17 protein-coding genes are annotated in these 22014 nt (G+C 71.6%); 12 read left to right on the top strand and 5 right to left on the bottom strand.

Annotated features, from left to right (window positions below; all coding sequences use genetic code 11):
• Window positions 1-720 precede the first annotated feature (720 nt).
• Window positions 721-2604 carry an FAD/NAD(P)-binding protein gene (locus tag AVL59_RS14165; protein ID WP_067317257.1) on the top strand — a complete coding sequence of 628 codons (1884 nt, stop codon included), beginning with the start codon at window positions 721-723 and terminating at the stop codon, window positions 2602-2604.
• Window positions 2605-2818: 214 nt separating this feature from the next.
• Complete coding sequence (locus tag AVL59_RS14160) at window positions 2819-3991, top strand: putative PEP-binding protein (protein WP_372450382.1); 1173 nt, start codon at window positions 2819-2821, stop codon at window positions 3989-3991.
• A gap of 69 nt (window positions 3992-4060) precedes the next feature.
• Here AVL59_RS14160 and AVL59_RS14155 read toward each other — a convergent pair whose 3' ends face one another.
• Window positions 4061-4966, bottom strand: coding sequence for a universal stress protein (locus AVL59_RS14155; protein ID WP_067303654.1), 906 nt, complete (start codon window positions 4964-4966; stop codon window positions 4061-4063).
• A gap of 192 nt (window positions 4967-5158) precedes the next feature.
• On the opposite strand from AVL59_RS14155, the gene AVL59_RS14150 reads away from it, so the two are divergent.
• From AVL59_RS14150 to AVL59_RS14140, 3 genes are all read left to right on the top strand, one after another.
• Entirely contained in the window at window positions 5159-6868 is a 1710-nt protein-coding gene (locus tag AVL59_RS14150; RefSeq protein ID WP_067303652.1) for a SulP family inorganic anion transporter, read from the top strand.
• A 126-nt stretch (window positions 6869-6994) separates the two neighbouring features.
• Window positions 6995-7648, top strand: a complete 654-nt coding sequence (locus AVL59_RS14145; RefSeq protein ID WP_067303649.1) for a CBS domain-containing protein — start codon at window positions 6995-6997, stop codon at window positions 7646-7648.
• Between the two features lie 137 nt (window positions 7649-7785).
• The gene (locus tag AVL59_RS14140; RefSeq protein WP_067317255.1) at window positions 7786-8487 is read left to right on the top strand and encodes a response regulator; all 702 of its coding nucleotides are present in this window, start codon (window positions 7786-7788) and stop codon (window positions 8485-8487) included.
• A gap of 20 nt (window positions 8488-8507) precedes the next feature.
• On the opposite strand, the gene AVL59_RS14135 is transcribed toward AVL59_RS14140, so the two are convergent.
• The 3 genes from AVL59_RS14135 to AVL59_RS14125 are packed head-to-tail and all read right to left on the bottom strand — an operon-like array spanning window position 8508 to window position 10702.
• Complete coding sequence (locus AVL59_RS14135; RefSeq protein ID WP_067303646.1) at window positions 8508-9254, bottom strand: class I SAM-dependent methyltransferase; 747 nt, start codon at window positions 9252-9254, stop codon at window positions 8508-8510.
• Window positions 9255-9259: 5 nt separating this feature from the next.
• The gene (locus tag AVL59_RS14130) at window positions 9260-9565 is read right to left on the bottom strand and encodes a 4a-hydroxytetrahydrobiopterin dehydratase (protein WP_067303643.1); all 306 of its coding nucleotides are present in this window, start codon (window positions 9563-9565) and stop codon (window positions 9260-9262) included.
• Window positions 9566-9613: 48 nt separating this feature from the next.
• On the bottom strand, window positions 9614-10702 hold the full coding sequence (locus AVL59_RS14125) for an ADP-ribosylglycohydrolase family protein (RefSeq protein ID WP_067303641.1): 1089 nt from the start codon (window positions 10700-10702) through the stop codon (window positions 9614-9616).
• A gap of 68 nt (window positions 10703-10770) precedes the next feature.
• Here AVL59_RS14125 and AVL59_RS14120 point away from each other — a divergent pair, with 68 nt between their 5' ends.
• From AVL59_RS14120 to narI, 7 genes are all read left to right on the top strand, one after another.
• Window positions 10771-11631 (top strand): helix-turn-helix domain-containing protein, encoded by an 861-nt coding sequence (locus AVL59_RS14120; RefSeq protein ID WP_067303639.1) that lies wholly within the window; start codon window positions 10771-10773, stop codon window positions 11629-11631.
• 98 nt (window positions 11632-11729) lie between these two features.
• Window positions 11730-12593: a helix-turn-helix domain-containing protein gene (locus AVL59_RS14115; RefSeq protein ID WP_079146691.1), complete on the top strand. Its 864-nt coding sequence runs from the start codon at window positions 11730-11732 to the stop codon at window positions 12591-12593.
• A gap of 32 nt (window positions 12594-12625) precedes the next feature.
• Window positions 12626-13441 carry an SAM-dependent methyltransferase gene (locus AVL59_RS14110; RefSeq protein WP_067303633.1) on the top strand — a complete coding sequence of 272 codons (816 nt, stop codon included), beginning with the start codon at window positions 12626-12628 and terminating at the stop codon, window positions 13439-13441.
• Window positions 13442-13519: 78 nt separating this feature from the next.
• Window positions 13520-17215: a nitrate reductase subunit alpha gene (locus tag AVL59_RS14105; protein ID WP_067303630.1), complete on the top strand. Its 3696-nt coding sequence runs from the start codon at window positions 13520-13522 to the stop codon at window positions 17213-17215.
• On the top strand, window positions 17215-18819 hold the full coding sequence (narH, locus tag AVL59_RS14100) for a nitrate reductase subunit beta (protein WP_067303627.1): 1605 nt from the start codon (window positions 17215-17217) through the stop codon (window positions 18817-18819). The genes AVL59_RS14105 and narH overlap by 1 nt, the downstream gene beginning before the upstream one ends.
• Entirely contained in the window at window positions 18819-19313 is a 495-nt protein-coding gene (narJ, locus tag AVL59_RS14095; RefSeq protein WP_067303624.1) for a nitrate reductase molybdenum cofactor assembly chaperone, read from the top strand. Before narH ends, narJ begins: the two co-directional genes overlap by 1 nt.
• Window positions 19310-20032, top strand: coding sequence for a respiratory nitrate reductase subunit gamma (gene narI / locus AVL59_RS14090; RefSeq protein ID WP_067317254.1), 723 nt, complete (start codon window positions 19310-19312; stop codon window positions 20030-20032). Before narJ ends, narI begins: the two co-directional genes overlap by 4 nt.
• Before the next feature lie 8 nt (window positions 20033-20040).
• Here the strand turns inward: narI and dnaK are convergent, their stop codons facing one another.
• Window positions 20041-21906, bottom strand: a complete 1866-nt coding sequence (gene dnaK, locus AVL59_RS14085; RefSeq protein ID WP_067303622.1) for a molecular chaperone DnaK — start codon at window positions 21904-21906, stop codon at window positions 20041-20043.
• Window positions 21907-22014 lie beyond the last annotated feature (108 nt).

Raw genomic sequence — 22014 nt, 5'->3', positions numbered from 1 at the left:
CCCGCGGCGAAGAACACGGGCCGGGTTCCGGCACGGTGCGGGGACCCCGCATCTTCAGCTTGGGCGGCGCGCGCGGGCCGCGCATGGGCCGTCCGGCCCTCGCCGCCGACCGACCGGTGCCGGCCCCGTCCCGCCCGACGCCCCTGACCGCCCTCGTCCCGGGGCCGGCCGGGCCTTCGCCGCCCCCGGGACCCACCCGGGACCTGCTACGGCAGCGCACGGTCCGGTCGTCCCGGTGACGAGCCCATCGGCCCCTGTCCGCGAGACGTTCACGGCCGGACGAGGAAGGTGCCGCGGGCCTGTTCCCCTCACCGAGCCCGGCGGGAGTGTCCCGCCCTCCCGCACCGGGCACTCGCCCAGCTGACCGCGGTCGTCTTCCTCGGCTCACCGCCGGCGCACGAACTGGCACATGCCGTGGTCGCCCCCCCGACCGCGTCCGGGTGGACGGCATCACCCGGTGCGGGCGCGACCTGTCCGGGCTGTGGCCGGCGCTGCTCGACCGGTTCCTCCGGCCGCCCCCTGGTCCTCGAGGAGGGCCGCCTCATCGGGATCCTCATCCTCGCGGACTTCACCGTGCCGGCCGAAGACCGCGTCCTGAACAACCGGGTGAGCGGTTCGGGGCGGCTGTTCACCACCGGACGCGGCCGTCGGGTGGACAGACCCCCGCCGGGCGTGAGACAGCAGAGTCGGGTTCTCATCGCCGAAGGGGAAGGCTTCGCCATGAGTCGAACACGCGTGTGCCCAAGAGTGCTGATAGTCGGGGCGGGCCTGGCCGGCACAGCCACGGCGATTCGACTGCTCCGCTTCGCGCGCGGGCCGCTCGAGATCCTCCTTCTCGAACGGCGCTCCGACTACCGGTCCGCCGGTGTCGCCTACCACCGGGAGGGCAACCCCTGGGACCATGTGTTCAACATCCAGGCGGGCCGGATGTCGGTGTTCCGGGAGGACGTTCTCGACTTCGTCCGCTGGGCCAACTCCGAAGCGGACCGCCGGGGCTGGCCCGAGCCGTGGGCCGAGCTCGAGTTCGCCGAGCAGGGCCCGGCGCCCCGACGGATCTTCCAGGACTACCTGATCGAGCGGTTGGCCGAGGCCAGGCGGGAGGCCTGTCCCGGCGTCGTACTCGTCGAAGCGGACGGCGAGGCCGTCGACATGGAGGTACGCCCGGCTGGAGTCGATGTGACGACATGCCGGCTGTCCGCGAGCGGTCTCGGGGCCGGGCAGGGCCCGGAACCGACTCTGCTGAGGGCCGAGCACGTCGTTCTCGCGACCGGTCTGGAACTCCGGGAACCGCCCTTCGCCGCCGAGGTGGTCACGCACCCGTCCTTCGTGCGGAACCCGTACTCCGCGGCCGGCGTCCGCAAGCTCGCGGCGCTCCCGTCCGAAGCGACCGTCGCCATCGTCGGATCCGTGCTGAGCGCGTACGACTCGGCGGGCCTGCTGCTGCGCCAGGGGCACACGGGGAGCATCCATCTGATCTCCAGGACCGGGACGATGTTCCGGACGTACCCGGCCGGCCACGAGCACGGGGTATTACGACTGCCCTGCCCGAAAACGCTGCTGGAGCCGTACCGGAACCGTGAGGAGTTCCTCGCCCGGGTCCGGTCCGAGTGGGAGACGGCGTGCTCGGCGGTCGCCCGGGATCACCCCGGAGTCGACCCGGCGGTGATCGCGGAGCGGGTGGCCAAGGCGTGGGAGCCGCATCTTCCCGGGGTCATCGAGCGTATTCCCTCATCGGAACTGCGCGGCCTGCTGGACGAGTTCAGTACGGCGATAGCCGCGTTCCGGGTCGGCGCGGTGGAATACACGATGGCCGTCATCGAGCGCGCGATGCGCCCCTGCGACGGTCCGGTGAAGCTGCTCGTCGGCACGGTGGAGCGGATCAGGCCGACGGAGTCGGGGCGGCTGGCCGTCTCGGTCGCGGCCTCGGGGCAAAGACACGCCATCGAGGCCGATCTGGTGGTGTCGAACTTCGGCAGGGAGTGGGACTACAGCAGGGTCGGCCGGCCGCTCTGGAGGAATCTCCTCCGCAGGGGGATCGCGGTACCCCATGAGCGCACCGGGCGCGGCCTGGAGGTCGACGGACAGGGAACGCTGCTGGGCCCCGGCGGGAAGCCGGCCGGACCGATCTCCGCGGTCGGTGTGCCGAGAGAGGGCGACGAACTCGTGCGGAACGGCCGGACCGGTGCGTTCGCCTTCAATCTCGCCTCCATCAAGAACCAGTCGATCGCGGTCGCCGCACACGTCGTCGGGCGACTGGAATTGCGTGGGGACGGATTGGCCCGTGACGTGGCTCAATTCCTTGGCGGTGTCGGCAATATGGAGGAAGCGGCCCGGGGTGGATTCGAGGAGGCTGTGGTTCTGGAAGTGAGGAGGCTGGCCACACGTTCTCGAAGGGAGCGGGAAATGCTCGATTCCAGATTGGGCGACCGCATCCGGTCCATGGAGGGAATTCCGGCCCTTCCGAAGGACGCTTCCCGGCGCGACCGCCTGATGAGGATCGTCGCCAACCGGGCCGCCGTGGAACGGCTCACCGATGTCTCCGTGACACCACGGCAACTGCGTCGACAACTGGGGATGGCGAACGCCGAAGAACCGGGAGACTAGCGCTCCGGTCCGGTTTTGCGATCTCGGCTCGGGCCCCGGCGGGAATGGGTCACCATGCCCTGTCCCGGAGATCCGCCATTTGCTCGCCGCTGTCTTCATTACACCCGCCATAGCAGCTGTCAAACTCGGCTGTATGGATCACGAGACCGCACTGGAGTACTAGTTGAACGGGCGACGGATTCAGGGATTCCTTTTGAGCGGTGGTGTACAGAATGTGCTACGAGGCATCTGCAATCGCACCAGAAGTCCACTTGAGGGATCCATCCTCGTCGCCCCTGGTCTTGACGCGGGTCTTTACGACGCGATCGTGACGGCGCGGGCGGTCGTCTGCAGTTCGGGCGGACTGACCGGCCATATGCAGTCCCTCTGCCGCGGGAGGGGAATTCCCGTGCTCCGCGTCGACCAGGCCGATCTCGCCGACGTGGTCGGCGAGGTGACGCTGGACCTGGAGAGCCAGTCGGTCGTCATCGGGGCCCATGCGAGGACCGGGGCTTCGGGGCCGTGGGCCGCGGCCCCGTCGCTGGACGCTCTCGGCTCGGCGTGTGCGGTCATCGCGGACCTGCGGGACATCCACACGATCAACGCGTGCGGGCCCGACGCTCAGCGGGTCGACTGCTTCTTCATCCGGGAGGAGTTCCTCTGCCTGGCCGCGGCCCTGCGTCCGCTGGACTCCCTGCACGGCGGCCCGGCCGGCATCGAGGTCTACGGGCAGGCCGTCGCGGACCGGCTGTGCGCGTTCGCCGACGCGCTCCTGCCCGGCCAGCGACTGGTGCTGAGGCTGCTCGACCTCCGCTCCGACCACGCGGCCGGCGTCACCGAGCTGGCCCCGGTGGCGGTCGAACCGAACCCCGAGCTCGGCCTGCACGGCGCTCGCTGGCTGCTGGGTTCGGCCGCCTACCGGGACGCGCTGCGGGCCATGCTCGCCTCCCTGCGCAAGCGGCTCGGTGAGGATGCGCGCCGCGTGCACCTCTCGGTTCCGTTTCTCAACGACGAGAGGGAGTTCACCCGGCTCAGGACGCACCTCGAGGTGCCGTCGGACATTCCCTTGTCCGCGTTCGTCGAGACGCCCGCGGCGGTGCACGCCACCGCGGCGATCTGCGCCGCGGGCGCGAGCGAACTGTTCGTCGGCACGAAGGACCTGGTGCAGTTCTACCTGGCCGCGGACCGGACCAATCACCTGGTGGCCGATTCCTACCAGCCCCGGCACCCCGCCGTCCTGGACGGAGTGCGCAGGGTGGTGGAGTCCGCGCGTGCCGCGGGTACCCCGGTGAGGGTGTTCGCGTTGGGTGCGGATCTCGCCCACTACCTGCACCGCCTGCCGACGCCGGACGGCTACATGATGTGCACCGCCGAACTCCGGCAGGTGCTCCTCCAGGGGCGGCCCTGACACCGGGCCAGGACGACGGGAAGCGGCGGTTCGTACCCCGAAGGGTTCTCCGGGCTCCGGCGGCCACGGTCAGCCGTGCGCGACGACGGCCACGGGGACGGTGATGTGGTGCAGTGCGGCGTGGGTGACATGGCCGATGTGCGCGCCGAAGGGGCCGGTGCGGATGCGCCGGCCGACGACGACCAGTGACGCGTCGCGCGAGGCGCTGCCGAGGACCTGCGCGGCGCTGCCGCACCGGCTCGCCTCGATCACGTCGACACCGGGGAACTTCTGCCGCCAGGGACGCAGGACATCGGTGAAGTCGGCGGCCCGCCGGCGCGCGAGAGAGTCGTAGAGTTCCGCGTCTCCGGAGAAGCGGTAGAGGGAGGTGGGCGGCTCGGGCCAGCTGTGCACGACGCGCAGGGGCGTTTCCCGCCGCTCGGCGGCGTCGAAGGCGAACTCCAGGAGGGTGTGGTCCGGATCATCGATGTCCAGGCCGAGCACCACGGGCCGGAAGGGTGCCGCGGCGCTGGGCACGCCCGCCGGGTCCGTCCTGTGCTCGTCGGCGGCCTGCTCCTCGGCCCGCACGAGCACGACCGGTCGTCGGACGTGGGCCACGACGGACAGGCTCACCGAGCCGAAGACGAACCCGCCCATCGCGCCGAAGCCCCGCGAGCCCAGCACCAGCAGCTCGGCCGAGCGCGCCGCCTCGCACAGGGTGTCGGCGGCGGTGCCGGGGAGCTGCTCGCCGGTCACCTCCAGACCGAGGTGGCGCAGGCGCAGGCCCTCGGCGGACTCGCACAGCATCCGCTCGACCCAGCGCTGGTGGGCCTCGGGGCCGAGCTGCGGTACCCGAGCCGTGTGATCGGGCACCGGCTCCCAGACATGGACGATCTTGAGCGCCAGGCCGCGCAGCAGGGCTTCACGCGCCGCCCACTCGGCGGCGGCCCGGCTCTCGGGCGATCCGTCGAGGCCTGCGATGACGTTGGGAGCCATGGCGTGCACCTCCCCGGTGGGTGTCCGATTCCAGCGTGGTGACATCGTCGCCGCGGCGGTCAGGGGCCATACGTCCCCGAGGAGGGCCGACCGGCCCCATGCCGCGACGGTGGCCGGGGGCGGGAGGGTGTGAGCGGGTTGCGGGGCGGGCACGACGTCGCATCCTGAGAGCGGACGGCAAAGGACTGGCTCATGGCCGAAGGCTCGGGCAGACGGATCCGGGGGAGGCCGTTCCCGGCGCCCGGGCTCGGCGCCTTCTCCGTCCGCCGACGCGGCCTCCGGGTCGACCTGATCGCCGGTGTGACGGTGGCCGCGTACCTCGTGCCGCAGGTCATGGCGTACGCGGGCGTGGCCGGTCTGCCGCCCGTCGCCGGGCTCTGGGCGATCCTTCCGGCCCTTGCCCTGTACGCGCTGTTCGGTTCCTCGCCGCTGCTCTCGGTCGGCCCTGAGTCCACGACGGCCCTGATGACGGCCACGGTGGTCGGCCCGCTGGCCGCCGGCGACCCCGGGCGCTACGCGTCGCTCGCCGCCGCCCTGGCCGTCACGGTCGGGCTGCTGTGCCTGGTGGCCCGGGCGGTCCGGCTGGGCTTTCTCGCGGATCTGCTCTCCCGGCCGGTCCTGGTCGGCTATCTCGCGGGCGTGGCGCTGATCATGGCGGTGGACCAGCTGCCCCGGCTCACCGGTGTGCGGACGAACGGCACGGAGTTCTTCCCCCAGCTGTGGTCCTTCGTCCGGGATCTGCCGCACGCCGACCCGGCGACGGTGATCCTCTCCGCCGCCGTACTGCTGTTCCTGTTCGCCGTCGCACGCTTGTTCCCGGCCCTTCCCGGGCCGCTGCTCGCCGTGGTCCTGTCCACGGCGGCCGTGGTGGCCTTCGACCTCGACGGCCGGTACGGCATCGCGGTGATCGGCCCGGTGCCCTCCGGCCTTCCGGACCTGGCGCTGCCCGACCTGGGCGCGTCGCCGCGCCTGGTGCTGCCCGCGCTCGGTGTGCTGCTCGTCGCCTACACCGACTTCATCCTCACCGCGCGGGCCTTCGCCGACCGCACCGGCACGACGACACCGCTCGACCCCGACCGGGAGTTCCTCGCCCTGGGCGCCGCCAACCTGGGCGCCGGAGTGGTCCACGGCTTCCCCGTCAGCAGCAGCGCCAGCCGCACGGCGCTCGCGGCCTCCGCGGGCGCCCGCAGCCAGGCGTACTCACTGGTCGCGGGCGCGGTCGTGCTGGCCGTTCTGCTGTTCCTCAGCCCGCTGCTGACCCGCACGCCCGCGGCCGTGCTCGGCGCCCTCGTGGTCTACGCCGCCGTCCGCATGGTCGATGTTCCGGGCTTTCGCCGGCTCGCGTCGTTCCGGCGCCGTGAGCTGTTCCTGGCGCTGGGATGTCTGGCGGGCGTACTCGCGCTGGACATCCTGTACGGGGTGCTCGTGGCCGTCGGGCTGTCGGTGGCCGAGCTGCTGACCCGGGTGGCACGGCCGCACGACGCTGTCGAGGGACTGGTGCCCGGGCTGGCGGGCATGCACGACGTCGACGACTATCCGCAGGCACACACGGTCCCGGGACTGCTCGTGTACCGCTACGACTCGCCCCTGTTCTTCGCCAACGCGGAGGACTTCAGGCGCCGGGCACTGGCCGCGGTCGACGAACAGCCGGAGCCGGTCCGCTGGTTCGTGCTGAACACCGAGGCCAACGTGGAGGTCGACATCACCGCCCTGGACGCCGTGGACGACCTGCGCCGGGAGCTCACGGGCCGCGGCATCGTGTTCGCCCTCGCGCGGGTGAAGCAGGACCTGCTGGACGATCTCGAGGCCTACGGCCTCGCGGACTCCGTGGGCGCCGACCACATTTTCCCGACGCTGCCCACCACGGTGGCCGCGTACCGGGCCTGGTGTCGGGGCCGGTGACCGCTCGCGCCGGGCCGCCGAAGGCCGAACGGCCCGCCCGGGGGCCGAGGGGCCCCTTCCCCGCTCCTCCGAAGCGGCACACGCTGGGAGAGCAGGACCCGCCCGCCGAGGACGCCAGGGGGCAGCATGTACGCCACCGCGCACATCGTCAGCGATGTCATGACCCGAACGGTCGCCTTCGTGGGCCGGCGGGCCTCCTTCAAGGTGATCGTGCAGATGATGCAGGACCGGGAGGTCAGCGCCCTGCCCGTGCTCGAAGGCGAGGGGCGGGTCGTCGGCGTGGTCTCCGAGGCCGACCTGCTGCCCACGGAGGAGTTCCGGGACAGCCCTGAGGAGGGCTGCGCGCTGCTGCGCCGGCCCGCCGACGTGGCGAAGGCGGGCGCGGTCACCGCGGGCGACCTGATGTCCTCTCCCGCGATCACCGTCCGGGCGAACGCCACCCTGGCGGAGGCCGCGCGGATCATGGCCCGCGAGAAGGTCAAGCGGCTGCCCGTGGTCGACGAAGCGGGGCTGCTGGAAGGCATCATCAGCCGCGCCGACCTGCTCAAGGTCTTCCTGCGCGGCGACGATGACATCGCCGAGGAGATCCGGCGTGAGATCGTGCCGTACCTGTTCCCGCTGCCGTCCTCGGCCATCCGCGTGGAGGTGCACGACGGGGTCGCCACCCTGACCGGCAGGGTCCGCGACACCGCCCTGGTTCCCGTGGCCGCGCGACTGGTGCGGGCCGTCGAGGGCGTGGTGGACGTGGAGTTCGACCTCACCCGGGCGGTGGTGCGCTAGGCGGCGCGCACCGGGCGTGGAAGGCCCGTCACCGGGTGAGTGGGGCCCGGTCGGCCCTAGTGCGTCCGGCGCCCGGGAGTGATGATCGGCTTCGTGGACAGCTCACAGTGTCCTTCTCCGGGGACCAAGGGGTCACGATGACCGAGACACGCACCTTCACGGCGGAGCATCCGATCCGTGTGTTCCTGCTGGACGACCACGAGGTCGTACGACGCGGCCTCACCGACCTGCTCGACGCCGAACCGGACATCACCGTGGTGGGCGACGCCGACACCGCCGAACACGCCCTCGTCCGCGGCCCCGCCCTGCGCCCGCACGTGGCCGTGCTCGACGTGCGCCTGCCCGACGGCGACGGCATCTCGGTCTGCCGGGAACTGCGCGACCGGATGCCGGAGCTCGCGTGTCTGATGCTGACGTCGTTCGACGACGAGGACGCCCTGCTCGACGCGATCATGGCCGGAGCCTCGGGATACGTCCTGAAGCAGATCAAGGGCTCCGACCTGGTGTCGGCGGTGCGGACCATCGCCTCGGGCCAGTCGATGCTGGACCCCGCGACGACGGCCCGGCTCATGCGGTCGCTGCGGGCGGACCCGGACGGGACACCGTCGCTGCCGCCCGAGCTGGCGAGTCTGTCGCCCCGGGAGCGGGACATCCTCGCCCTGATCGGCGACGGGCTGACCAACCGCGAGATCGGCAAGAAGCTGTACCTGTCGGAGAAGACCGTCAAGAACCACATCTCGCGGCTGCTGGCCAAGCTGGGGGTGCAGCGCCGGGTCCAGGCGGCGGTCCTCGCCTCCCACCTCGACCAGCGGGGGGCCGGGGACCACTTCGCACACTGACCGCCGGGTGGCGCCCTCTCTCAGGCATCCGGCTTCCTGAAGGCACGTACCCGGAAGACCGGGTCGGGGCGCCGTCGGTCCTGGTCCGGCAGGCGGGCGAGGCCTTCGGTGAACTCCCCGGTGCGCGGATCGCCCGGCTGCAGCAGGGTGAACCAGCCACGTCCCAGGTCGGCGATGGTGACGCGGGGGCTGCGGCCTTGGCCCACGCCCGGGAACGTGGCCTGCCCGCACGGGGTCAGCCCCTGCCGGGCGGCGTGTGCGGTGACGTCGTCCGCGGTGTCCTGGGCGGGGCGGCGCGGGCGCGGGGCGAGGACGGCGTCGATGTCGCTGCCGACGTCGTGCGCCGCGGCCTTGTCGACGGTGGTGACGTAGACCCCGCCGGGCCGCAGGACGCGGGCGCACTCGGCGATCACGGCCCGCACCTCGGCGGCGTCGGAGAGCAGGTGCAGCAGCCAGATGCTGGTGACCGCGTCGAAGGTGGCGTCGGCGAAGGGCAGTCGGCGGCCGTCGGCCCGCAGGATCGCTCCGGGCAGGCGGGCCGCGGCCCGGCGTGCCATGCCGACGGCGAGGTCCGCGCCGGTCACGCGCAGTGCGGGCCGGGCCGCGGCGAGGCGCCGGGTGACGATCCCGGTGCCGCAGGCCGCGTCGAGGAGCCGGCCCGGCCGGTCGGGGATCAGTCCCAGGACGGCCCGGGCGGCTGCTTCGGCGCGGGCCTCGCCGCCGCGGGAGACGTCGTAGCCGTCGGCTTCCTCGTCGTAATCGAGCACATCCCTCAGTGTGGGCGGTGACCTGGGGCGATGTCCTCCACCCTGCGGGCGAGCGCGAAGTCCTTCTCGGTGACCGCGCCGCCCGCGCTGTGTGTGTTCACGCTGAGGAAGACGGTGTGGTAGCCGAGGGTGAGGTCGGAGTGGTGGTCCAGCTCGTCCTGGATCCGCGCGATGTGCACGACGAGCGCCGCCGCTGCGAAGTGCGAGTCGAGGCGGAAGGTGCGGGTGAGGCGGTCCCCCTCCAGCTGCCAGCCCGGCAGCTCGGCCAGCCGGTCCTCGATCTCCTTCTGCGACAGCGGTTCGACGGCCATGGCCGGTCTCCCTTCGGGCGGGACGGGTACGCGTTCAGCCTGCCACGCTCAGCCGCGTACGCGCTCCGCCGCGAGGTCGTCGGCCAGCGCGGCGATCCGGGCGCGGCCCTCCACCCGCTCCACCCAGGCGTGCGGCAGACCGACGTCACCGTGCCGGGCGCCGAGCAGGTTGCCGCAGATCGAGCCCGTGGAGTCGCTGTCACCCGAGTGGTTGACGGACAGCAGCAGGGCGTCCTTGACCCGGGACTCGGCCAGGGCGCAGTAGACGCCGAGGGCGAGGGCCTCCTCGGCGACCCAGCCCGCGCCGAGGGATTCCGCCTTCTCGGCGGTCGGCGCTCCCCGGGCGGCCAGGTCGAGGGCTCCGCGCAGCGCGGTCGTGGTCTCCTCGTGCCCGGGGTGGAGCTCCAGCAGCCGCAGCGTGCGCAGCACCGCACCCTCCAGGGACTCCCCGGCGACGAGGTGTGCCACGATCGCGGCCAGCGCGCCCGCCGCGTAGTAGCCGGTGGGGTGGCCGTGGGTGATCTGGGCACCGCGGGCGGCCATGGCGAAGGCCGCCTCGGCGGGGCACACGAGGCCGAAGGGCGCCGAGCGCATCACCGCGCCGCAGCCCTTGGAGTCGGGGTTGACCTGCCCCGGCTCGCCGACGAGCGGGAGCAGGGGGTCAGGGGCGTACATCTGGGCGACTCCGGAGAGGCAGGCGTTGCCGGGAGCGCGGCGGGCGTAGAGCCAGGCCTCGGTGATCAGGCCGCCCTCGGGTGCGCCGCTCGGCGGCGGTGCGGCCTCCTCGGGGCCGGACCGGGACTGGGTCTGGAGCCAGCGTTCGTAGGCCCGGCGCAGCAGCAGCGCCCAGCCGCCGCCGATCCCCTTCTCCCGCTCCCGTGCGTGGGCCTGGACGAGAGCCTCGACGGTGAACAGGGTCATCTGGGTGTCGTCGCTGATCCGGCCCACCACCCCGTGCCCGCCGGGCACGAGGCCGGTCACCCCGCGCTCGCCGTGCGAGGCGCGGATCCGGTCGAGGGAGGAGAACTCGACGGGGTACCCGAGGGCGTCGCCGAGGGCCCCGCCGAGCAGACAGCCGCGGACCCTGGCCCGGTACACGGCCGCGGCCTCCCAGGACGGCTTCCACGGCTGGTTCATGCGCGCGCTCCTCGACTCCGGTCTCCGGCAGCGGTCGTCGAGCGGTCTTCTCGACTACGGTCGTCCGTATGACCATTGTCGCGACCGGCCCCACAGCAACCGCCACCGCCCCCGCGGACAAGACCGGCAGGACGGACAGGAACGACAAGGGCGGCGCAGGCCCGCTGTTGCGCGCCTGGCGGGAGCGGCGCAGGATCTCGCAGCTGGAACTGGCGCTGCGCGCCGACTCCTCCGCGCGGCACATCAGCTTCATCGAGACCGGCCGTTCCCGGCCCAGCGAGGAGATGGTGCTGCGGCTGGCCGAGCACCTGGACGTGCCCGTGCGCGAGCGCAACCCCCTGCTGGTGGCGGCCGGTTACGCCCCGCGCTATCCGGAGACCCCGCTGGACGACCCGGCGCTGGACATCCTGCGCGAGGGCATGGAGCGCCTCATCCAGGCGTACGAGCCCTACCCGGCGCTGGTGGTCGACGCCGGGTACACGGTCGTCGCCGCCAACCGCGGCATCGCCATGCTGCTGGAGGGCGTACCGGAGAAGCTGATGACGCCGGCGCCGAACGCGATGCGGCTCACCCTGCACCCGGAGGGTCTCGCGCCGCGCATCCGCAATCTGCGCGAGTGGCGCGGGCATCTACTGGCGCAGATGGAGCGGCAGCTCGCCCTGCACCGCTCGGAGCCGCTGCGCGCCCTGTACGAGGAGGTGGCGGCCTACCCGGTGCCCGCGGACGCGCCGGGCGAGGAACCGGCGCAGCCGGTGCCGTACTTCGCGCTGCCCATGGTGATCGAACACGACGGCCGGACCTTGTCGTTCGTGTCGTCGATCTCCACGTTCAACACGCCCATGGACGTCACGGTCGCCGAACTCGCCATCGAGACGTTCCTGCCCGCGGACCCGGCGACGACCAAGTACCTGCACACACTGGCCGGTTGACGCGCCCCGCCCGGCCCCGATCCGGTCGCGAGCGTGTGCGAGCGGGCGTCGCATGGCAGACTGCCCGGGTACTTTCGGCGCGTAGGGGAGGGCGTGGCGTGAGTGAGCGGCGGGCTGCGCCCACCGTGGGCCAGGTGGTGCTCGGCAAGCGATTGCAGGAGCTGCGGGAGGCGGCCGGGCTCAGCCGTGAGGAGGCCGCCCGGGTACTGAGGGTGGCGCCCGCGACCGTACGGCGGATGGAGATGGCCGAGGTCGCGCTGAAGATCCCGTACGTCCAGGTGCTGCTGTCCACCTACGGGGTGGCCGAGGAGGAGTCGGCCGCGTTCGTGCGGCTGGCCGAGGAGGCGAACCAGCCCGGCTGGTGGCAGCGGTTCCACGATGTGCTGCCCGACTGGTTCAGCCTGTACGTGAGCCTGGAGGGCGCCGCCCGGATCATCCGCTCCTACGAGCCGCACTTCGTGCCCGGTCTGCTGCAGACCGAGGCGTACGCCCGCGCGGTGATGGAGGCCGGGACGATAGGGCAGACCGGTCCGGAGACGGTCGAGCGGCATGTGTCGCTGCGCATGGAGCGGCAGCGGCTGCTGGAGGGGGACGAACCGCCCCACCTGTGGGTGATCATGGACGAGACGGTGCTGAGGCGCCCGGTGAGCATCCGGCCCGAGGTGATGCGCGACCAGCTGGACCGGCTGCTGGAGTACGCCGCCCGGGACCGGGTCACCCTGCAGCTCGCCGAGTTCGCGGCCGGCCCGCACCCGGGGACGTACGCGCCGTTCACGCTGTTCCGGTTCGCCGAGCCGGAGCTGCCGGACATGGTGTTCACCGAGTATCTGACCGGCGCGCTCTACCTGGACTCCCGCCGTGAGGTCGCCGCGCATCTGGAGGTGCTCGACCACATGACGGCACGGGCCGCCTCCGCCCAGCGCACCGAGAAGCTGCTGCGGGAGTACCGCGAGTCCCTCTGACCCCACTGGTGACCAGCCAAGGAGCACCCCGCATGACCGGATCCGAGTCCGCGCCCACCACGGTCGACACCGGCAGGCCGCATCCCGCGCGGGTGTACGACTGGTGGCTGGGCGGCAAGGACAACTACCCGGTGGACGAGGAACTGGCCCGGAAGATCCTGGCCGCCGACGGCACGGCGGTGCGCGGGGCGCGCGCCAACCGACGGTTCATGCACCGGGCCGTGCGTACGGCCGCCGAGGCCGGGGTGCGCCAGTTCCTGGACATCGGCACGGGCATCCCCACCGAGCCCAATCTGCACCAGGTGGCGCAGGCCGCGGCGGCGGAGTCCCGGGTGGTGTACGCGGACAACGACCCGGTCGTGCTGCGGCACGCCGAGGCGCTGCTGCACGGCTCGGCGGAGGGCGGCTCGCGGTACGTCCACGCCGACGTCCGTGACCCCGGCACCATCCTGGAGCGGGCCGCGCAGACCCTCGACTTCGAGCGGCCCGTCGCACTGTCCCTGGTGGCACTGACCCACTACCTGAACGACGCGGCCGACGCCGACGACGTGTACGGCCTCCTCGCGCGCTACGTCGAGCGGCTCGCCCCGGGCAGCTTCCTGATCCTGTCCCAGGTCACGCAGGACCTGAGCCCGGACGGTGTGGCGCGGGCCACGGAGCTGTTCCGCCGCAGCGGCACGCCCTTCCACCCCCGGACGCTGCCCGAGTTCCGGCGGTTCTTCGACGGTCTGGAGCTCCTCGGTCCGGGGGTGATCCCCGTGCACGGGTGGCGTCCGGAGCCCGAGGACGTGGCGGCGCAGGCGGAGGGTGTCGTCCCCGTGTACGCCGGGGTGGCGCGCAAGCCCTGACCCGGACGGGTGGTCTGAACAGGTGCGTCGCACGGCTCGCCCCTAGGTTCGAAACAGGGGCCAGCAAGGGAGCCGCATGTGACCGACACCCACATACCGCCCGCGGAGCCGGGTGCCGCGCTGCTCGGCGTCGGGAGGTTCTTCCGGCCCGGCACGCCCTCCCCCGATCTGCACAGCGTCCGGCTCACGGGCGGGCGGAAGGCGGACTCCTTCTACCGGGACCGCTGGAGCCACGACAAGGTCGTGCGTTCCACGCACGGGGTGAACTGCACGGGTTCGTGCCGCTGGAAGGTGTACGTCAAGGACGGGATCATCACGTGGGAGACCCAGGAGACGGACCATCCGTCGGTGGGTCCGGACCGCCCCGAGTACGAGCCGCGGGGCTGCCCGCGCGGCGCGGCGTTCTCCTGGTACACGTACTCGCCGGCGCGGGTGCGCCACCCGTATGTGCGGGGTGTCCTGCTGGAGATGTACCGGGAGGCGAAGCGGCGTCTGTCGGATCCCGTTCTGGCGTGGGCGGACATCCAGCGGGACCCGGAGCGCCGTCGCCGCTATCAGCGGGCACGGGGCAAGGGCGGTCTGGTGCGGGCGAGCTGGGACGAGGCGGTGGAACTCGTCGCGGCGGCGCACGTGCACACGATCAAGACGTACGGCCCGGATCGGATCGCGGGTTTCTCACCGATTCCGGCGATGTCCATGGTGTCGCACGCCGCCGGCGCGCGTTTCCACTCGTTGATCGGCGCGCCGATGCTGTCCTTCTACGACTGGTACGCCGACCTTCCGGTGGCCTCCCCGCAGGTCTTCGGCGACCGGACGGACGTGCCGGAGTCCGGTGACTGGTGGGACGCCGCCTATCTGATGATGTGGGGCTCCGATGTCCCGGTGACCCGTACGCCCGACGCCCACTGGATGGCGGAGGCACGCTACCGGGGCCAGAAGGTCGTGGTGGTGGCGCCGGACTACGCGGACAACGCCAAGTTCGCCGACGAGTGGCTGCACCCGCGCCCGGGCACGGACGGCGCGCTGGCGCTCGCGATGGGGCATGTGATCCTCAGGGAGTTCTTCGTCGACCGCCAGACGCCGTTCTTCACGGACTACGTGCGCACGTACACCGACCTGCCGTTCCTGGTGACCCTCGCCGAACGGGACGGGGCCCATGTGCCGTCGAAGTTCCTGCGGGCCTCGGACCTGGGCCAGGGAGGCGAGGGGGCGGACTGGAAGACGGTCGTGCTGGACGCGAGGTCCGGCCGTGCGGTCGCTCCGAACGGTTCGCTGGGTTTCCGCTGGACCGAGTCCGGCCGGGGCAGATGGAACCTGGACCTGGGCGCCGTCGAACCGCAGTTGAGCCTGTACGGCAGTAAGGTCGCGGTGCCGGTGGAAGTGCTGCTGCCCCGCTTCGACACGGAGGGGGGTGCGCACGGGCAGGGCCGTGGGGAGGTCCTGCGCCGGTCGGTGCCGGCGACACGGCTGGGCGGGGCGAACGGCCCCCTGGTGACGACCGTCTACGATCTGCTGCTGGCGCAATACGGTGTATGGCGGCATGGACTGCCGGGCAGCTGGCCCGCCTCCTACGACGACGCGGGCGCCCCCGGCACACCCGCCTGGCAGGAGGCGCACACCTCCGTTCCGGCGGCCACCTGTGTGAAGATCGCCCGCGAGTTCGCCCGGACCGCCGAACGGTCCAAGGGCCGCTGCATGATCCTCATGGGCGCGGGCACCAACCACTGGTTCCACTCCGAGACGATCTACCGTGCCTTCTTCGCCCTGCTCCAGCTGACCGGCTGCCAGGGCCGCAACGGCGGCGGCTGGGCGCACTACGTGGGGCAGGAGAAGTGCCGGCCGGTGACCGGCTGGGCGACCCTTGCGGACGCCCTGGACTGGTCGCGCCCGCCACGGCAGATGATCGGCACCGCGTACTGGTTCCTCCACACCGACCAGTGGCGCTACGACCGGTTCGGCGCCGAGGTGCTCGCCTCGCCGCTGGGTGAGGGCGGGTTCACGGGCATGACGAGCGCGGACTGCCTCGCGCTGTCGGCGCGTTCGGGGTGGATGCCGTCGTATCCGACCTTCGACCGCAACCCGCTGGAGCTGGGCGAGGTGTTCGGCGACCCGGTCGCGAAGGCGGTGGCCGAACTGCGTGCGGGCACGCTGAAGTTCGCCTGCGAGGACCCCGACGCGCCGGAGAACTGGCCGCGTGTGCTGACGCTGTGGCGGGCCGATCTGCTCGGCTCGTTCACGAAGGGCACCGAGTACTTCGCCCGGCACCTGCTGGGCACCCACGCGTCGCTGCGGGCCGAGGAGGCGCCCGAGGACGTACGGCCCCGGGACGTGACATGGCGGGCGAAGGCGCCCGAGGGCAAGCTCGACCTGCTGCTGTCCCTGGACTTCCGCCAGACCTCCTCCACCCTGCTCTCGGACGTGGTGCTGCCCGCCGCGACCTGGTACGAGAAGCACGACCTGTCCAGCACGGACATGCATCCCCATGTGCACTCCTTCACCCCGGCCGTGGATCCGCCGTGGCAGGCGCGCACCGACTTCGAGGCGTTCAAGGCGCTGGCCGAGCGGCTGAGCGAGCTGGCCGTGGACCATCTGGGCGTGCGCAAGGACCTGGTCGCCACTCCCCTCCAGCACGACACGCCGGACGAGACGGCGCAGCCGGGCGGGGTCGTCCTGGACTGGAAGCGCGGTCAGTGCGACCCGGTGCCCGGCAGGACGCTGCCGAATCTGACGGTCGTGGAGCGCGACTACACGGCGATCGGCGCGAAGTTCGCGGCGCTGGGACCGCTGGCGGAGGGCCTGGGCCTGCCCGCCCAGGGCATCACCCTGCGGCCCGACGAGGAGGTCGGCCGGCTGCGGGAGCTGAACGGGACGGTGCGCGCCGGTCCGGCCGAGGGGCGGCCGGCGATGGACACGGCGGTGAAGGCCGCCAACACCGTCCTCGCGCTGTCCGGGACGACCAACGGCCGGCTCGCCGTGCAGGGCTTTCGCACCCTTCAGGCGCGCACCGGCCAGGAGATGGCGCATCTGGCCGCCGAGCACGAGGGCAAGCGGATCACGTACGCGGACACACAGGCGGCGCCGGTGCCGGTGATCACGTCGCCGGAGTGGTCGGGCAGCGGGTACGGCGGCCGGCGGTACACGGCCTTCACGCTGAACACCGAGCACCTCAAGCCGTGGCACACGCTCACCGGGCGCCAGCACTTCTTCCTCGACCACGACTGGATGCACGAGCTGGGCGAGGCGCTGCCGGTGTACCGGCCGCCGCTGGACATGAACAAGCTGTTCGGCGAGCCCCGCCTCGGCCCCGACGGACAGCGGGAGGTGACGGTCCGCCACCTCACCCCCCACGACAAGTGGTCCATCCACTCCGAGTACCAGGACAACCTGTTCATGCTGGCCCTGTCCCACGGCGGGCAGAACATCTGGATGTCCCCCGAGGACGCGGACGCGATCGGGGTGACGGACGACGACTGGGTGGAGGCGGTCGACCGCAACGGCGTGGTCGTCGCCCGCGCGGCCCTCTCGCACCGCATGCCGGCCGGCACGGTCTACATGCACCACGCGCAGGAGCGCACCGTGAACGTCCCGAAGACGGAGACGACCGGCATGCGCGGCGGCATCCACAACACGCTCACCCGCCTGCTCCTCAAACCGTCCCATCTCATCGGCGGCTACGCCCAGTTGTCCTGGGCGTTCAACTACCTCGGCCCGACGGGCAACCAGCGCGACGAGGTGACGGTGGTCCGCCGCCGCGGCCAGGAGGTCGAGTACTGATGCGCCCCATGGCTCAGATCGCGATGGTCATGAACCTCGACAAGTGCATCGGCTGCCACACCTGTTCGGTGACCTGCAAACAGGCGTGGACCAACCGGCGCGGCATGGAGTACGTCTGGTTCAACAACGTCGAGACCCGGCCCGGCCAGGGCTATCCGCGCCGCTACGAGGACCAGGACAGATGGCGGGGCGGCTGGGAGCTCAACCGCCGGGGTGCGCTCAAGCTCAGGGCGGGCGGCCGGCTGCACAAGCTCGCCGGGATCTTCTCCGACCCGAGGCTCCCGGAGATCAAGGACTACTACGAGCCCTGGACCTACGACCACAAGAACCTCACCGACGCCCCGCTCGGCGACGACTTCCCGGTCGCCCGCCCGCTGTCGCAGCTCGACGGCAAGCCGATGAAGATCGAGTGGTCGTCGAACTGGGACGACGATCTCGCCGGGGCGCCCGCCCTCGGCGACCTCGACCCGATGGTGGAGCGCATCCGTCAACAGGCCGCGGACAAGGTGCGGTTCGCCTACGAGCAGACGTTCATGTTCTCTCTGCCGCGCATCTGCGAGCACTGCCTGAACCCGTCGTGCGTGGCGTCCTGTCCGTCCGGCGCGATGTACAAGCGCGAGGAGGACGGCATCGTCCTCGTCGACCAGGACCGCTGCCGGGGCTGGCGGATGTGCGTGACGGGATGCCCGTACAAGAAGGTGTACTTCAACCACCGCACCGGCAAGGCCGAGAAGTGCACCCTGTGCCATCCGCGCATCGAGGCCGGTCTGCCGACGGTCTGCTCGGAGACCTGCGTGGGCCGGCTGCGCTATCTCGGGGTGCTCCTCTACGACGCCGACAAGGTGACCGCGGCCGCCCGCGTGCCCGACGACAAGGCGCTGTACGAGGCCCAGCTGGACGTCTTCCTCGACCCGGAGGACCCCGGCGTGCGCCGGGCCTGCGCGCAGGCGGGGATCCCGTACGACTGGCTGGAGGCGGCCCGCCGCTCCCCCGTGTACGCGCTGATCAGCAGGTACCGGGTCGCACTGCCGCTGCATCCGGAGTACCGGACGATGCCGATGGTCTGGTACATCCCGCCGCTGTCGCCGGTGGTGGACGCGCTCGCCGAGACCGGGCACGACGGCGAGGACGCGCGGAACCTGTTCGGCGCGATCGACACCCTGCGCATCCCGCTGGAGTATCTGGCGGAACTGTTCACGGCGGGTGACACCGGACCGGTGCGGGCTTCGCTGGAGAAGCTCGCCGCGATGCGCTCCCACATGCGGGCGATCAACCTGGGCGAGGAGCCGGACCCGCGCGACGCCTCGGCCGTCGGCATGGACCGGGACGAGATCGAGAAGATGTACCGGCTGCTGGCGATCGCCAAGTACGAGGACCGCTACGTCATCCCGACCGCCGCCGCGGGCGATGCCCGCCGGCTGGAGGAGACGGCTGTTCCGGGGCTCCCCGAGGGGTGCAGCCTCGACTACGACGGCGGGCCGGGGATGGGCGGGGACGGGCCGTTCGGCCAGGACTCGGGGCGCAAGGTGCTGCCGCTGGTGTCCGTGGAGACCTTCCACGCGCTGCGCAGGCGGCAGACGACGGACGACACGAAGGAGGCCTGATGCCTTCGGATGCCGTGCTGTACCAGGCGTCGGCGCTGTGCCTGACGTACCCGGACGAGGACCTGATGGACAGGCTGCCGCTGGTGCGCGAAGCCGCCCCGCAGCTGCGGGAGTTCGTGGACCACGCGGCCGTCACCCCGCTGCCGGACCTGGCGGAGCACTATGTGCGGGTCTTCGACTTCAAGAACCGGCACAGCCTCTATCTGAGCTGGTGGCGCGACGGTGACACACGCCGGCGCGGGATGTCGCTGGTGCGGTTCAAGGACCTGTACCGCGCGCACGGTCTGGAGTTCACCGACGAGGAGCTGCCGGACTACCTGCCGGCGGTGCTGGAGTTCACGGCCCGCACCGGCAACACGGATCCGCTGACGGAGTACCACGACGGCCTGGAGCAGCTGCGTTCCCGGCTGACCGACGCCGGTACGCCGTACGCGTCCATCCTGGACGCGGTGTGCGCGACGGTGCCGGCCGCATACACCGGGGTGCGCTCATGACCACACTTCTGTGGGGCGCCCTGCCCTACATCGCCTTCGTCAGCCTCGCCGGCGGACTGCTCTGGCGCTACCGCTACGACAGGTTCGGCTGGACCACGCGCTCGTCGCAGGTGTACGAGTCGAGGCTGCTGAACATCGCCTCGCCGGTGTTCCACTACGGCATCCTGTTCGTGCTCGTCGGCCATCTGACCGGCCTGTTCGTGCCGGTGTCCTGGACCCGGTCCCTGGGCATCGGCGAGCACACGTACCACCTGTTCTCGCTGTACGGCGGCACGGCGGCCGGGCTGCTCGCCGTCGCCGGGATCCTGCTGCTCGTCCACCGCCGCCGCACCAGGGCCCCGGTCTTCAGGGCGACGACGGTCAACGACAAGACCATGTACGTCGTCCTGCTCGCCGCGATCACCATAGGCATGGCCGCCAAGCTGAGCCACGCCTCCGGCGACGGCTACGACTACCGGGAGACCATCGCCCCCTGGGCCCGCAGCCTGTTCACCCTCCGCCCCGGAACGGAGCTGATGGCGCACGTGCCGGTGCTGTTCCAGATCCACGCGGTGATCGGCATGGTGCTGATCGCGATGGTCCCCTACACCCGCCTGGTCCATATGTTCAGCGCGCCGGTGCCGTACCTGTTCCGGCCCTACATCGTCTACCGCAGGCGCGACCCCGGACAGCTGGGGCCACGCCCGGACCGGCGGGGCTGGGAGCGGATCGGCGGTTAGGGCGGGCCTCAGGCCGCGCCGCCCCTCTGCTCGCGTTCGTCGTCCACGATCTCGGCGTCCACCACGCTCTCCTCGTCCTGCGGTGCGGCCTGCTCCCGGGGGGTGCCCTCGGGTGCCTGCTGCTGTGCCTGGGCGTACATGGCCTGGCCCATCTTCTGGCTGACGGAGGCCAGTTTGTCGGCGCCGGTGCGCAGGGCGCCCGTGTCGGCGTTCTGCTCCAGCAGGGTCTTCAGTTCGGCGGCCGCGGCCTGCACCTCGGACTTGGTGTCGGCCTGGATCCGGTCCTCGTTGTCGCGGATGAACTTCTCGGTCTGGTAGACGAGCTGCTCGGCCTGGTTGCGGGTCTCGGCGGCCTCCCGGCGCCTGCGGTCCTCCTCCGCGTACTGCTCCGCGTCCCGCATCATGCGGTCGATGTCGTCCTTGGGGAGCGCGGAGCCGCCGGTGACGGTCATCTTCTGTTCGCGTCCGGTGCCGAGGTCCTTCGCGGAGACGTGCATGATCCCGTTGGCGTCGATGTCGAAGGCGACCTCGATCTGGGGGACGCCACGCGGGGCGGGCGGCAGACCGGTGAGGTCGAAGACTCCGAGCTTCTTGTTGTAGGCGGCGATCTCGCGTTCGCCCTGGTAGACCTGGATGCCGACCGAGGGCTGGTTGTCCGTGGCGGTGGTGAAGATCTCCGAACGGCGGGTCGGGATCGTGGTGTTGCGTTCGATCAGCTTGGTCATGATGCCGCCCTTGGTCTCGATGCCCAGGGACAGCGGGGTGACGTCCAGCAGCAGGACGTCCTTGACGTCGCCGCGGATGACACCGGCCTGGAGGGCCGCGCCGACCGCGACCACCTCGTCCGGGTTGACGCCCTTGTGCGGGTCCTTGCCGGTGAGTTCCTTGACCAGGTCGGTGACGGCGGGCATCCGGGTGGAGCCGCCGACCAGGATGACGTGGTCGACCGCGGACAGCTCGATCCCGGCGTCCCGGACGGCCTGGTGGAAGGGCGTCTTGCAGCGGTCCAGCAGGTCGGAGGTCAGTTCCTGGAACTGGGCGCGGGTCAGCTTCTCCTCCAGGTGCAGCGGGCCCTCGGCGGAGGCGGTGATGTAGGGCAGGTTGATCGTGGTCTCCGAGGACGAGGACAGCTCGATCTTGGCCTTCTCGCCGGCCTCGCGCAGCCGCTGCACCGCCATCTTGTCGGCGCCGAGATCGATGCCGTACTGCCCCTTGAACCGCTTGACCAGGTACTCGACGATCCGCTGGTCCCAGTCGTCGCCGCCGAGGCGGGTGTCGCCGTTGGTGGCCTTCACCTCGATGACGCCGTCGCCGATCTCCAGCAGGGACACGTCGAAGGTGCCACCGCCCAGGTCGAAGACGAGGACGGTCTGCTCCTCGCCGCGGTCCAGGCCGTAGGCGAGGGCGGCGGCCGTCGGCTCGTTGATGATCCGGAGCACCTTCAGGCCGGCGATCTCCCCGGCCTCCTTGGTCGCCTGCCGCTGCGAGTCGTCGAAGTACGCCGGTACGGTGATCACCGCGTCCGTGACGTCCTCGCCGAGGTAGGCCTCCGCGTCCCGCTTCAGCTTCTGCAGCACCCGCGCCGACAGCTCCTGCGCGCGCAGGCGGGTGCCGTCGACGGAGCCCTGCTCGGGGAAGCGCCAGTCCGCGTCGCCCATGTGCCGCTTCACCGAGCGCGCGGTGCGCTCCACGTTCGTCACGGCCTGCCGTTTGGCGACCTCGCCGACCAGCACCTCGCCGTTCTTCGCGAACGCCACCACGGAGGGGGTGGTGCGCGCGCCCTCCGCGTTGGCGACGACGGTGGGCTCACCACCCTCCAGGACGGCCACCACCGAGTTCGTCGTCCCGAGATCGATCCCGACCGCACGTGCCATGGTTCGTCCCCTTCCACCAGGGCGCATCCGCCAGAACGTCTGTCGCCCTCCCAGGACAGAACGCGAATACGCCCTTGTCAATGGAGGGGTGTCCGGAAACGGTGGTGC

It is taken from the genome of Streptomyces griseochromogenes (assembly GCF_001542625.1).
In the GTDB taxonomy this organism is placed as follows: Bacteria; Actinomycetota; Actinomycetes; order Streptomycetales; family Streptomycetaceae; genus Streptomyces; species Streptomyces griseochromogenes.
The sequence above is the reverse complement of the archived record's forward strand: the minus strand, read 5'-3'. Positions and strand labels throughout refer to the sequence as shown.